Below are 13,026 nucleotides of genomic sequence, written 5' to 3'. Positions count from 1 at the left end.
TGCAATCAAATAATGTGGGAGCGGGCAAGCCCGATCCCACATTTAGACTTGCGGTGTTTTCTAGATCCCGGCCAGTGCCAGGTCCATCGCGAAGTAGGTGAAGATCAAGTCCGCGCCCGCGCGCTTGATCGAGCCCAAGGTCTCACGCACCACACGGTCCTCATCAATCGCACCGGCCTGGGCGCCGAACTTGATCATCGCGTACTCGCCACTGACCTGATACGCCGCCACTGGCAAACGCGAGGCTTCGCGGATATCACGGATGATGTCGAGGTAGGCACCGGCCGGCTTGACCATCAGCGCATCGGCACCTTCCTGTTCGTCCAGCAGCGATTCGCGCACGGCTTCGCGGCGGTTCATTGGGTTCATCTGGTAGCTTTTGCGGTCACCCTTGAGCGCGCTGCCGCCGGCTTCGCGGAACGGGCCGTAGAGGGCCGAGGCGAATTTGGTGGAGTAAGCCATGATCGGGATGTGGGTGAAACCGGCGTCGTCCAAGGCGTGGCGGATGGCCTGGACCTGACCGTCCATCGCTGCCGAAGGGGCGATTACATCAGCGCCCGCACGGGCAGCGGCCACGGCTTGCTTGCCGAGGTTCACCAGCGTCGCGTCATTGTCGACATGCGCACCGTGCATCACGCCGCAGTGGCCATGGTCGGTGTATTCACAGAAGCACGTGTCGGACATCACGATCATTTCCGGCACCGCGTCCTTGATGATCGAGGACATGCGCGAAACCAGGCCGCGTTCTTTCCACGTGTCGCTGCCGTTGGCGTCCAAGTGGTGGGACACGCCAAAGGTCATCACCGACTTGATGCCGGCACGCGCATAGCGCTCGATTTCACCGGCGAGTTTTTTCTCGGGGATGCGTAACACGCCCGGCATGCTGGTGATGGGCACGAAGTCGTCGATTTCTTCTTCGACGAAAATCGGCAGCACCAAGTCGTTGAGGGTGAACTCGCTTTCCTGGAACAAGCCACGCAGCTCCGGGGAGCGGCGCAGGCGGCGTGGACGGGCTTGGGGGAACTGGCTGGTCATGGCAATCCTGGATAAAGGTCAACACTTTGGGGCGAAGCTTATGCCCCCCGGCCCCGGCAACACAAACCCGGAGGGCCCAATAGTGTATTGCGAGGGCCGTAACAATTTATTGATCTAGAGCTGTAGGCGCCCTTCGATACACACCGCGACAGCACCACCCACCCAGATTTCCTCGCCCTGGCGTTCAATGCGAATACGCCCCGCACGTCCCAACGCAGTGCCCTGGCTGACCACATAGCGCTCAGGCGCCAGGCCTTCGGCCAGCAGCCATTGCGCGACACCGGCATTCAGACTGCCGGTGGCCGGATCTTCCTGGGCGCCGTCGCCTGCGACAAAGGCACGCACTTCAAATTGCGCGTCGACGTCGTCGCGAGCAGGGTCGCAGGGGGCAATCACGCCCACGGCCAACCCCAGCAGTTGCGAATAATCCGGCTGCAACGCCAGGACCTGCTCACGGCTGGCCAACATGACCGCGAGCCAACCGGCGCCGTTATCGACCCACTGGCTGCGCACAATGGCGCCCTGTGCCAGGCCCAACCCCAGGCGCACACGCTCCAACAACGGCGCGTCCACGGCACCTGAGCGCAACAACGGCGGCGCGATAAAGGCCAACTCATCACCTTGGTGACGGATACGCACCAGGCCGATTTCGCACTCCTGGACAATCTCCGCGCCTCGTGGCACGCCGCCAGCCTGTAACCAGGCATGGCAACTGCCCAACGTCGGGTGCCCGGCAAAAGGCAGCTCCTTCAAGGTGGTGAAAATTCGCACCCGGTAGTCCGCCTGGGGATCGCGGGGTGTCAGCAAAAATGTGGTTTCACTGAGGTTGGTCCACCGAGCGAAGTCGGCCATCTGTTGGTCGGTCAGGCTGTCAGCGCCCAATACCACCGCGAGCGGGTTGCCTTTGAGCGGTACGCTGCTGAACACATCCAGTTGTTTGAAATCGAAAGTCGGCATGCTTCAGCTCGGTATGTTGAGACCACGGATCACCGCCGGCCGGGCCACAAAGCCATCCAGCGCGCGCAGTAGATTGGGGAAGTCGGCGATGCCAACCAGGTCGCCGGACTCATAAAACCCGATGAGGTTGCGCACCCAGGGGAACGTGGCGATGTCGGCGATGCTGTACTCGTCGCCCATGATCCAGGTACGGCCCAGCAGGCGTTTTTCCAGCACATCCAGCAGGCGTCTGGACTCGGCGGCGTAACGGTCACGAGGGCGTTTGTCTTCGTAAGCCTTGCCGGCGAATTTATTGAAGAAACCCAGTTGGCCAAACATTGGGCCGATACCGCCCACCTGGAACATCAGCCATTGAATAGTTTCATAACGTGTCGCCGGATCTTCGGAGAGCAACTGGCTGGTTTTTTCCGCCAGGTAGATCAGGATCGCACCCGACTCAAACAGCGCCAGAGGCTGACCGGCCGGGCCGTTGGGGTCGATGATCGCGGGGATCTTGTTGTTGGGATTCAGGGACAGGAACTCGGGGGACAACTGGTCCTGGGTCTCGAAACTGACCTTGTGCGCCTCGTAGGGCAGCCCCAATTCCTCGAGCATGATCGAGACTTTTACCCCGTTGGGCGTAGGCAGCGAGTACAGTTGCAAGCGCTCTGGATGCTGAGCGGGCCATTTGCGGTTGATCGGAAAGGCGGCGAGCGGGTTCATCGGGTTCTTCCCCTTGCAGAAAGCCCCCATGATAGACACCTACCCGGTGTCCTGCATGGGTCATCAATGCGCAACATCTGCTGGCTATTATCCCGCATGGGCGAACCAATACGCCCGCGTGCACTCTTAAGTGCGCGCTTACGGTGAATGGAGGCACCTGGCTATATCGACAAGGAATCCCCCACAAGGCGCCCACGGCGTCATTGGGGCCAGGCTTGTCCGCCTTAACGTGACGCACGAAGACTCGAACTATAATGACGATCAAGCCTCTGCGCCTTATGCAACAACTCAAACGCTACTCCTTCACCGTATTACCGATGCTGCTGGTCAGCGGCGCTCTGGTCGCGGCCCTCGATGCCCGCGAAAGCCGCGCCCAACCGGTGGATGGCGTGCAAACCCTGGTGTTCCTGCGCCACGCCGAAAAACCCGCCGGCGGCCTGGGCCAACTCAATTGCCAGGGCCTGAACCGGGCAATGAACCTGGCCACCCTGTTGCCGGAAAAATTCGGCAATGCCGACTTTGTGTTTGCCGCCAACCCGACGCGCAACGTCGAGGAAGGCGAGCAGGACAACTCCTACAGCTACATCCGCCCGCTGATGACCATCAGCCCCAGTGCAATCAAGCTCGGCCTGCCGGTCAATATCAACTTCTCGGCGAATGACACCAGTGACCTGGCCGATGAGTTGGTAGAAGACAAGTATCACAACGCCACGATCTACACGGCCTGGTCCCACGGCTACCTGCCGGAGTTGATCAACAAGGTGGCGAGTGAAGCTTCCGGCGAAAAACACACCATCACCGACGACTGGTCCGGCAGTGACTACGACACCTTGTATGTACTGACGCTGACCTGGCACAACGGCAAGGCCTCGCTGCTCAGTCGCAACTACAAGCAGGGCTTGAACCATGGTGAAGAATCCTGCCCGCCGTCGACGCAGGTGAGTGCCGATAACAGCTGACAGCGTATGATGCGCCGCTACTGACTCACCTGCGGATCATCACCATGCCTCATCTTTCCCCTACCCAGCCCGCCCGGGGTTGGTCCTTCTGGTACAAGCCTGCGCTGTTCCTGCTGGTGGCGTGCGTCGGCCTCTACTACGTTAAATGGTCGCCCTACTACCTCAAGGCGTTTGTCGCGGCGGATAACCACAGCATCGGCGCCTCGATTCTCAACGATCAACAAAGCTCGCCACTGGCGGCCGCGCTGGCCTATGCCCAGGTTTACTTCCTGGCAATCTGGAAAGCCGCCGTGCTGGCGGTGATCCTCGGCTCATTGCTGCAAGTGCTGATCCCCCGCGATTGGCTGCTGCGCCTGTTCGGTCGCGCCGGGTTGGGTTCGACCTTGCGCGGCGGGCTGTTCGCCTTGCCGGGGATGATGTGCAGTTGCTGCGCGGCCCCAGTGGCCGCGGGCATGCGACGCCAGCAGGTGTCGGTAGGTGCGGCGCTGGCCTTCTGGATCGCCAACCCAGTGTTGAACCCGGCGACCCTGGTGTTCATGGGCTTTGTGTTGGGTTGGGGCTTTACCGCGTTGCGGCTGGTGGCGGGTATCGTGCTGGTGGTGGGCGTGTCGCTGGTAGCGCAACGCATTGCGCGCCCGGAGCAGGTGCCGGACGTGGCACTGGGCGCCGTGGCCGAGGCCAGCGTGGTTGAATCGCAACCCTTCTTCAGCCGATGGTTGCGCACGCTGTGGCAATTGTTCTGGAGCACAATCCCGGTGTATATCCTGGCGGTGCTGGTGCTCGGCGCAGCGCGGGTGTGGTTGTTCCCCCATGTGGACGGCGCCATGGCCAACAGCCTGGTATGGCTGGTGCCCCTGGCGATTGTCGGCACGCTGTTCGTAATTCCTACAGCAGCAGAGATCCCCATCGTACAAACAATGATGGCCCTGGGCATGGGCACCGGCCCGGCCGTGGCGCTGCTGATGACCCTGCCGAGCGTGAGCCTGCCGTCACTGCTGATGCTGCGCAAGGATTTCGACGCGCGGGTGCTGGTGACGGTGGCCGGGCTGACCATGCTGGTGGGCGTGGCGTGTGGGCTGATCGGGGCGCTTATCTTGTGATCAGGGCGCGCTCGCGCAAATACGCCACGACGGCGTCCTGATCCCCGGCGAACTCGATGCGTGCGCCTTTGCTTTCCCGCTGGAAGGCGTACATCGGGTCGTAATATTCGCGCAATAACCCTTCGATCCAACCGCGATGCAGGTCCACCGAACCACTGCGCGCCTGTTCCGCCAGGGCGTGCTGCAAAAGTACCTGCAACCGTTGGAACCGCTCGCCCCCCAGGCGCTTGTGGATATTGGCGAGGCTCTGGGTCAGGCGTTCGGCAAACAACGCCTGGCCCCGCTCGCCAAACACTGCGATGAATTCGGCGCACAGGTCGACCACGTAATCGCGCAGGATCCGTTCGACCCGGCCTTCGACGCTGTCTTGCAGCCACACCATCGGGAATGTCTGCATGCCCTTGTGCAACGGCAAGGGCAACGCACAACTGCCGATCATGCGGCTCTCGTCCTCGACCACAAACTGCTCGATACCTGCCGCACGTTTTTTCAACACGTCCACGGCCAGGCGGTTTTCGAAATCGATGTTGGACGGTTGCGCCGTGGCCCGTTTGCCGAAGCTTGAGCCGCGGTGGTTGGCGTGGCCTTCCAGGTCCAGGGCGTTGCGCAACTGGCCCAGGACTTCGGTCTTGCCGGTGCCGGTCATGCCGCCCAGCAGCACGAAATCACACTGCGCGGTGGCCTGTTCGACCGTCTCCAAAAGAAAGCTACGCATGGCCTTGTAGCCGCCGCCGACGCGCGGATACTCGATACCGGCTTCGGTTTTCAGCCATTGCTGCACGATCTGCGAGCGCAGCCCGCCACGAAAGCAGTACAGGTACCCATCGGGATTGGCCAGGGCGAACCGTGCCCATTGTTCGATGCGTTCGGCCTTGATCGCCCCGGACACCAATGCGTGGCCCAGCACAATTGCCGCCTGCTGACCCTGCTGCTTGTAGCAGGTGCCGACCTGCTGGCGCTCGTCGTCGGTCATCAACGGCAGGTTGATCACGCCAGGGAATGCCCCCTTGGCGAATTCGACCGGCGCGCGGGTGTCCATCATCGGCCGGTCACTCAGAAAGATGTCGCGGTAGTCGGTGATATCCATTGCCATCAGAACACCTCTACCGCGTGGGTCTGTCGCTCAACCAATTCGCCGATCGGCTCAAGGTTCAAGCCCAGTTCGGCAGCTACCGTGTGAAATTCGGCATCGCCTTGCGGGGTCACAGCGATCAACAGCCCCCCACTGGTCTGTGGGTCGCACAGCACTCGCTTGTGCAATTCCTGCAGGCGCCCGAGCTTGCTTGAATAGCTGTCAAAGTTGCGCAAGGTGCCACCGGGCATGCAGCCCTGGTCGAGGTAGTCCTCGATCCCCGGCAGGCGTGGGACTTTGTTGTATTCGATACGGGCAGTCACGCCACTGCCGTCAGCCATTTCCACCAAATGACCTAAAAGACCGAAACCGGTGACATCGGTCATGGCGGTGACACCCGCCAATTTACCGAAACGGCTACCCGGCTTATTGAGGGTGCACATCCAGTCGCGGGCCAGGCCGATGTCCGCCTCGCGCAGCTTGCCCTTTTTTTCGGCGGTGGTGAGGATGCCGATGCCCAGGGGCTTGGTCAGGTACAACCGGCAACCCGCGGTGGCGGTGTCATTGCGCTTCATATGGCGCTTTTGCACGATGCCGGTCACGGCCAGCCCGAAGATCGGTTCCGGGGCATCGATGGAGTGGCCGCCGGCCAGGGGAATGCCGGCTTCGTCGCACACGGAACGGCCACCCCGGATCACTTCCCGGGCAACTTCCGGCGCCAGGACATTGACCGGCCAGCCGAGGATCGCGATGGCCATCAATGGGTCGCCGCCCATGGCATAGATGTCGCTGATCGCATTGGTGGCGGCGATGCGGCCGAAGTCGAAAGGATCATCGACAATCGGCATGAAAAAATCAGTGGTGGAGACCACGCCGCGCTCGTCGTCGATGGCGTACACCGCTGCGTCGTCCCGGGAGGCGTTGCCCACCCACAGGTTGGGGTCGAGGTTCTGTGCGCCGCTGCCGGCGAGGATCACTTCCAGGACCTGCGGCGAAATCTTGCAGCCACACCCTGCGCCGTGGCTGTACTGGGTAAGGCGAATCGGCTCGTTCATGGTGGACCTCACGCTATCAAGTGCGCGGATTCTAACAGACAGCAAAAAGCCGGCTGGGCTCTTGTGAGCACAGCCGGCCTTTACGTGTCAGCCGTTATTGCCGCGCGGCGAGCAGGCGCTTGTGGCGGTTGCGTCGGGCGATGTTCAAGCACTCGATTGCCGCCGAGAACGCCATGGCCGCGTACACGTAGCCTTTAGGCACATGGGCACCGAAGCCTTCGGCGATCAACGTCATACCGATCATGATCAGGAAGCCCAGGGCCAACATCACCACGGTCGGGTTGTCATTGATGAACTTGGCCAACGGCTCGGCCGCCACCAGCATCACGATCACCGAGGTCACCACGGCAATGATCATGATCGGCAAGTGCTCGGTCATGCCCACGGCGGTGATGATGCTGTCGATGGAGAACACCAGGTCAAGCAACAGGATCTGCCCGATGGCCGCGGCGAAACCGATGGCTACCGTATTGCCGACGCTGGCCTTCTCTTCTGGCTCGGGGTCCATGCTGTGGTGGATCTCGGTGGTCGCCTTCCACACCAGGAACAGGCCACCGGCGATCAGGATCATGTCCTTCCACGAGAAACCCTGGCCGAGTACTTCGAATACCGGCGTGGTCAGTTGCACGATAAACGCGATGGTGCTCAACAAGCCCAGGCGCAATATCAACGCCATGCTGATACCAATGCGCCGTGCCTTGGCCCGATGCTTCTCCGGCAGCTTGTTGGTGAGGATCGAGATAAAGATCAGGTTATCGATGCCGAGCACGATTTCCATGACGATCAAGGTGGCCAGGGCAACCCAGGCGGTGGGGCTGGCAGCCAGCTGTAACAGGTAATCCATAGGTCAGTCCTGACGTTGTGCGGGAAATTAAGTGCGGGAAGTTAGGCTTCTTTACTGTTCGATTCTGATTCTTTCTCTTGCTGATCATCCTTCTTCTGCGGGGTGATCAGGCCGTTTGTCGCTTCACTCAATGCCTGTTCGGCGGCTTTGTGGGTGTCATCGATCGCTTGCTTGGCCGACTCGGTAGCCTTGCCCAACACTTGCTGTGCGCTTTTTTCGACCTGATCACACCCACTGATCACTACCAATGAAAGCGCAAGCAACGATGCCGCGCCCAGAGAATTGAGTTTCATGATGTATTCCTCGTTAGAACCATTGGGTCCAAATAGTGGCCCCGCGATAGCGAGGCATTCTATGCAGGAGAACAGTTCAGGAAAATTCGTATTTTTCTCGAGTATACTTCGGTTTTTACGAAGTGATGGCCGCCATGCTCAATTACCGACAACTGCACTACTTCTGGGTGGTGGCCAAGACTGGCAGCATCGTGCGCGCCTGTGAGCAGCTTAACCTCACGCCCCAGACCATCAGCGGGCAGATCAGCCTGCTTGAGCAGACCTTTGGTGTCGCGCTGTTTCAGCGCGTCGGTCGCCAGTTGGAGCTGACTGAAGCCGGGCGCCAGGCTTTGCCGTATGCCGAGCAGATGTTCCAGACCGGTAATGAATTGGAAGCCATGCTGCGCGCACAACCCGACGAACAACAGATCCAGTTTCGCGTCGGGGTGGCGGACGTGGTGCCCAAATCCATCGTCTACCGGCTGATCGCGCCGACCATGGAGCTGAGCGAGCCGATCCGCATCACCTGCCGCGAGGACAAACTCGAACGCCTGCTGGCTGACCTGGCGATCCAGCGCCTGGACCTGGTGATTTCCGACAGCCCCATGCCGACGCACCTGGATATCAAAGGCTACAGCCAGAAGCTGGGAGAATGTGGCATCAGTTTTTTCGCCACCCAAGCCTTGGCTGACAGATATGGCGGCGATTTTCCACAGTGCCTGCACGGCGCACCGCTATTGATTCCGGGGGCGGAAACCGTCGTCCGCAGCCGTTTGCAGCGCTGGTTTGCCGAGCAACAGATTCAACCACGGATCATCGGTGAGTTCGATGACAGCGCCTTGATGCAGGCGTTTGGCCAGTCCGGCAGCGGGATCTTTATCGCTCCCAGCGTGATCGCCGATGAGGTGGTGCGCCAGTATGGCGTTGCACTGATTGGCCAGACCGTCGCGGTGACCGAATCCTTCTACGCGATCTCGGTGGAACGCAAGGTCAAGCACCCCGGTATCGTGGCGATTACCGAGGGGGCCAGACGCGAGTTGTTTACCACCCTGCCCTGACCACATGAATCAGGCACAGGTCGACACCGATTTCGCCGTCATCAGCCACAATGCCAGCAGGATCGACACCAGGATAAACCCGGACGCCGCAAAACCCAGGCTGCCCAGGCCGAGTGTGTCGATCACATGGCCGCCGACCAGCGCCCCCAGCCCGATCCCCAGATTGGCCCCGGCAATATTCAGCGATGCAGCAAACGCAGGCGCATGGGGCGCGGCTTTCATCAGCCGTACATGGCTGACCAGGAACATCGCCGCCTGGGTCACGCCCCACACCGCCATCGCTGCCGCCAGGCCGACAGTGGAGTGAATCGCCGGCACCAGTGCCACCATGCCGGCGATCATGAAGCCGCAGAACACCATGGACGCGATCAACGGATGGCGATCCACCGCGCGCCCACCCAATGAATTGCCAATCAGACCGACCGCGCCAAAGCCCATCAAGCACCAGCCCACCAACGTGCCATCGAACCCGGCCAGGCGCTCAAGGATGTCTGCCAGGTAGGTGTAAGCGGTGAACATGCCGCTGAATACCAGGATCGACAGCAGGATATGGCCCTGCATCAGCGGGTTGCGCAATATCTTGAATTGCGAGCGCAACGTCACTTCATCGTTCTTCGGCGCCGTCACTGGCAGGTAGATAAACAACAACAAGGCCTTGGCCACCGCCACCACCGCGAGAATGGCAAACGCGCTGCGCCAGCCGAACATGTCGGAAATCAGCGTGCCCACCGGAATGCCGAACACCGTGGCGCAGACGATACCGAAACCAATCTTCTCGATGGCGCGCCCAGCGAACTCGGGGCCGACGATGTCCACCGCCGTTTCACTGGCCAGGGCCCAGAACACCGGCAAACCCAGCGCCGGAATCAAACGCGCCACCGCCATCACCCAGATGTTCGGTGCCAGTGCCGCCACGGTATTCGCCACGCCAAACATGATCAAAATGCTGATAAACAGCCGCTTGCGTGGGAAACGCGCGCAATAGGCCGTCAGAAACGGGCCGAACGCCGCCACGGTGAACGCAAACAACGTCACCAGCAGCCCGGCCTGGGACACGCTGACATTCAGGTCGCGGGCAATGGACGGCAACAGGCCGACAATGACGAATTCTGTGGTCAGCACAGTGAAGCCGGCAGCCGACAGCAGCAGGATAGGAAACAACATGAAAACTCCAGAAACAACGACATCAACGACAACCCGAAGGGCTCGCTGAAGGATAGGAAACGTGAGAGGCGAGAATCTTAACAGAGTCTGTCCGGCCAGGCGAAAACCTGAGAACGCGGGTGACGGAATGCCGCACCGGCAGGGACATTTCCTACAGCATGTTAGACTCCGCACCTGCTTCCCATACCCTTCCTGCTTGCAATGCTGCGCCCTACTAAAAAAACTAGAGACAACTGCTTATGACTGCTGCCCCTTCCCTCCTGCAACGACTCGCGCGCGTCAGCCTGGTCACGCAAATCGTCATTGGCCTGATCGCGGGCATTCTGCTGGCCTTGCTGCTGCCCGAGGCGGCGAAAACCACCGGGTTTATCGGCAAGGTGTTCGTCGCGGCGCTCAAGGCTGTGGCACCGATCCTGGTGTTTGTACTGGTGATGGCGTCGATCGCCAACCATAAGCATGGCCAGGAAACCCATATCAAACCGATTCTGTTCCTGTACCTGCTGGGCACGTTTGCCGCCGCCGTGGTCGCCGTGATCGCCAGCACACTGTTCCCCTCGCCGCTGGTGCTCGCTACCCACGATGCGACGGTCAGTGCCCCTGGTGGTATCGGCGAGGTGTTGCAAAGTTTGTTGCTGAGTGTGGTGGACAACCCGATCAGCGCACTGATGAATGCCAACTTCATCGGCATCCTGGCCTGGGCCATCGGCATGGGCATTGCCATTCGCCATGCGGGCGAAACCACCCGCACGGTACTGGATGACTTGTCCAACGGCGTCACGCTGATCGTACGCGTGGTGATCCGCTTTGCGCCGCTGGGCATTTTTGGCCTGGTGGCCTCGACCCTGGCCACTTCCGGTTTCGGCGCCCTGCTCGGCTATGCCCACCTGCTGGTGGTGCTGATCGGCTGCATGCTGTTTGTGGCGCTGGTGATCAACCCGGCCATCGTCTTCTGGAAACTGCGCCGCAACCCTTACCCGCTGGTGCTGCTGTGCCTGCGCGAAAGCGGCATCACCGCGTTCTTCACCCGCAGCTCGGCAGCGAATATCCCGGTCAACCTGGCGTTGAGCAAGCGCCTGGGCCTGCATGAAGACACCTACTCGGTGTCGATCCCGCTCGGTGCCACCATCAACATGGCCGGTGCCGCGATCACCATCACCGTGCTGACCCTGGCCGCCGTGCACACCTTGGGCATCGCCGTCGACCTGCCCACCGCCGTGCTGCTCAGCGTGGTTGCAGCCATCTGCGCCTGCGGCGCATCCGGCGTCGCGGGCGGTTCGTTGCTGTTGATCCCGCTGGCGTGCAGCCTGTTTGGCATTCCCAGTGAAATCGCCATGCAGGTAGTGGCCGTAGGCTTCATCATCGGCGTGCTGCAGGATTCGGCGGAAACAGCCCTCAATTCGTCCACTGATGTGCTGTTCACCGCAGCTGCATGCCTGGGCAAAGAAGAACAACCGGCTTAAACGCCGCGTATAAAAAAACCGGGGCGATTCTTGAATGAACCGCCCCGGTTTTTTTATGGGTGTTTAGAACGCGCCCATGTAGTCGCGCTTGCCCACTTCCACACCGTTGTGACGCAGCAAGGCGTAAGCCGTGGTGACGTGGAAGAAGAACTGCGGCAGGCCATAGGTCAGCAGGTAGGACTGGCCGCTGAAGCGCTTCTCTTTAGGCGTGCCTGGGCGAGTGATGATCTCGATGCCTTCCTTGCCGTCGATTTGCTCAGGCTTGAGGGTGTCGATAAACGCCAGGACCTTGGCGATCAGCGCTTGCAGGTCGGCGAAGGTGACTTCGTTATCTTCATATTTCGGCACTTCAATCTCGGCCAGGCGCGCGGAAACGCCCTTGGCGAAGTCGACGGCGATCTGCACCTGGCGTACCAGTTGGAACATGTCCGGGAACAGGCGCGCTTGCAGCAAGGCGTTGGGCTCGATGTTCTTGGCGGTGGCGTGGGCTTCGGCTTTGGTCAACACGCCGCTCAGGGCGGTGAGCATTTGCTTGAAGACTGGGATGGAAGCGGCGTACAGGGAAATAGTCATGGCTGTCTCGCGGTAATGGCAGGATTGGAACCAGCGGCGATTATAGCCATGCCCGTCGCTTGTCTTTTATTTTTTCAGGATTAGGCTAGGCAGTTCACTGCATAGGGAAAGCGCGATGACCGCCGAGCACGACACCGACCCCCCTGAGCCGCGCCTGAACAGCACGGAAATCCGCGTCTTGGGCTGCCTGATCGAAAAACAGGCGACCAACCCGGAAACCTATCCCCTGACCCTCAATGCCTTGGTCCTGGCCTGTAACCAGAAGACCAGCCGCGAGCCGGTGATGAACCTGAGCCAGGGCCAGGTCGGCCAAAGCCTGCGCGCGCTGGAAGGCCAAGGTTTTACCCGCCTGGTGATGGGCAGCCGCGCCGACCGCTGGGAGCATCGCGTGGACAAGGCGCTGGAACTGGTGCCGGCCCAGGTGATCCTGACCGGGCTGCTGTTTTTGCGCGGGCCGCAGACCGTCAATGAACTGCTCACCCGCAGCGGGCGCATGCATGATTTTGAAGATGCCGAACAGGTGGTGCATCAGCTTGAGCGCCTGATTGCGCGAGGGCTGGCGGTGTTGGTGCCGCGTCAGGCGGGCCAGCGCGAAGATCGCTACACCCATGCGCTGGGTGATCCGGCTGATATCGAATTGATACTCGCGGCGCGTGGCAGTCCGGTGGAGCGCGGGGCTGGGGTTTCGGTAGACCGCCTTGAAGAACTTGAAGCGCGGATCGCGGCGCTTGAAGAACGGCTGGCTCAGTTAGAAAAGGCCTGACGGCATCCTCGG

14 protein-coding genes are annotated in these 13,026 nt (G+C 60.8%); 5 read left to right on the top strand and 9 right to left on the bottom strand.

Translation table 11 applies throughout. The annotated features are described in order from the left end of the window. Positions 1 to 60 precede the first annotated feature (60 nt). The 3 genes from hemB to HU722_RS11135 form a co-directional block, all read right to left on the bottom strand. Positions 61 to 1,035 (bottom strand): porphobilinogen synthase, encoded by a 975-nt coding sequence (gene hemB / locus HU722_RS11145; protein WP_065872331.1) that lies wholly within the window; start codon positions 1,033 to 1,035, stop codon positions 61 to 63. Positions 1,036 to 1,149: 114 nt separating this feature from the next. Beyond that, complete coding sequence (locus HU722_RS11140; protein ID WP_186753055.1) at positions 1,150 to 1,992, bottom strand: PhzF family phenazine biosynthesis protein; 843 nt, start codon at positions 1,990 to 1,992, stop codon at positions 1,150 to 1,152. Positions 1,993 to 1,995: 3 nt separating this feature from the next. Beyond that, entirely contained in the window at positions 1,996 to 2,694 is a 699-nt protein-coding gene (locus HU722_RS11135; protein ID WP_065872333.1) for a glutathione S-transferase N-terminal domain-containing protein, read from the bottom strand. 254 nt (positions 2,695 to 2,948) lie between these two features. On the opposite strand from HU722_RS11135, the gene HU722_RS11130 reads away from it, so the two are divergent. Next, a complete protein-coding gene (locus HU722_RS11130) occupies positions 2,949 to 3,653 on the top strand; it encodes a histidine phosphatase family protein (protein ID WP_065872334.1) in 705 nt (234 codons plus the stop codon). Positions 3,654 to 3,697: 44 nt separating this feature from the next. Continuing rightward, positions 3,698 to 4,753: a permease gene (locus HU722_RS11125; RefSeq protein WP_065879988.1), complete on the top strand. Its 1,056-nt coding sequence runs from the start codon at positions 3,698 to 3,700 to the stop codon at positions 4,751 to 4,753. Here HU722_RS11125 and mnmH read toward each other — a convergent pair. The 4 genes from mnmH to HU722_RS11105 form a co-directional block, all read right to left on the bottom strand. Further along, positions 4,743 to 5,846: a tRNA 2-selenouridine(34) synthase MnmH gene (gene mnmH / locus HU722_RS11120; RefSeq protein WP_065879989.1), complete on the bottom strand. Its 1,104-nt coding sequence runs from the start codon at positions 5,844 to 5,846 to the stop codon at positions 4,743 to 4,745. The genes HU722_RS11125 and mnmH overlap by 11 nt on opposite strands. After that, positions 5,846 to 6,880: a selenide, water dikinase SelD gene (selD, locus tag HU722_RS11115; RefSeq protein WP_065872337.1), complete on the bottom strand. Its 1,035-nt coding sequence runs from the start codon at positions 6,878 to 6,880 to the stop codon at positions 5,846 to 5,848. The genes mnmH and selD overlap by 1 nt, the downstream gene beginning before the upstream one ends. A gap of 94 nt (positions 6,881 to 6,974) precedes the next feature. Then, positions 6,975 to 7,724 carry a TerC family protein gene (locus tag HU722_RS11110; RefSeq protein ID WP_065872338.1) on the bottom strand — a complete coding sequence of 250 codons (750 nt, stop codon included), beginning with the start codon at positions 7,722 to 7,724 and terminating at the stop codon, positions 6,975 to 6,977. Between the two features lie 41 nt (positions 7,725 to 7,765). Beyond that, positions 7,766 to 8,017, bottom strand: a complete 252-nt coding sequence (locus tag HU722_RS11105; protein ID WP_049709023.1) for a hypothetical protein — start codon at positions 8,015 to 8,017, stop codon at positions 7,766 to 7,768. A 134-nt stretch (positions 8,018 to 8,151) separates the two neighbouring features. On the opposite strand from HU722_RS11105, the gene nhaR reads away from it, so the two are divergent. Continuing rightward, complete coding sequence (nhaR, locus tag HU722_RS11100; protein WP_065910742.1) at positions 8,152 to 9,054, top strand: transcriptional activator NhaR; 903 nt, start codon at positions 8,152 to 8,154, stop codon at positions 9,052 to 9,054. Positions 9,055 to 9,063: 9 nt separating this feature from the next. Here nhaR and HU722_RS11095 read toward each other — a convergent pair whose 3' ends face one another. Further along, positions 9,064 to 10,218 (bottom strand): MFS transporter, encoded by a 1,155-nt coding sequence (locus HU722_RS11095; protein WP_065910695.1) that lies wholly within the window; start codon positions 10,216 to 10,218, stop codon positions 9,064 to 9,066. 239 nt (positions 10,219 to 10,457) lie between these two features. Here HU722_RS11095 and sstT point away from each other — a divergent pair, with 239 nt between their 5' ends. Further along, a complete protein-coding gene (gene sstT / locus HU722_RS11090; RefSeq protein WP_065872341.1) occupies positions 10,458 to 11,678 on the top strand; it encodes a serine/threonine transporter SstT in 1,221 nt (406 codons plus the stop codon). 63 nt (positions 11,679 to 11,741) lie between these two features. On the opposite strand, the gene HU722_RS11085 is transcribed toward sstT, so the two are convergent. Then, a complete protein-coding gene (locus tag HU722_RS11085) occupies positions 11,742 to 12,251 on the bottom strand; it encodes a DUF1993 domain-containing protein (protein WP_065872342.1) in 510 nt (169 codons plus the stop codon). A 115-nt stretch (positions 12,252 to 12,366) separates the two neighbouring features. Here HU722_RS11085 and HU722_RS11080 point away from each other — a divergent pair, with 115 nt between their 5' ends. Next, complete coding sequence (locus tag HU722_RS11080; RefSeq protein WP_065910696.1) at positions 12,367 to 13,014, top strand: YceH family protein; 648 nt, start codon at positions 12,367 to 12,369, stop codon at positions 13,012 to 13,014. Positions 13,015 to 13,026 lie beyond the last annotated feature (12 nt).

The sequence above is a fragment of the Pseudomonas tritici genome (assembly GCF_014268275.3).
GTDB lineage: Bacteria > Pseudomonadota > Gammaproteobacteria > Pseudomonadales > Pseudomonadaceae > Aquipseudomonas > Aquipseudomonas tritici.
This window is presented reverse-complemented; position numbering and strand designations above follow the sequence as displayed.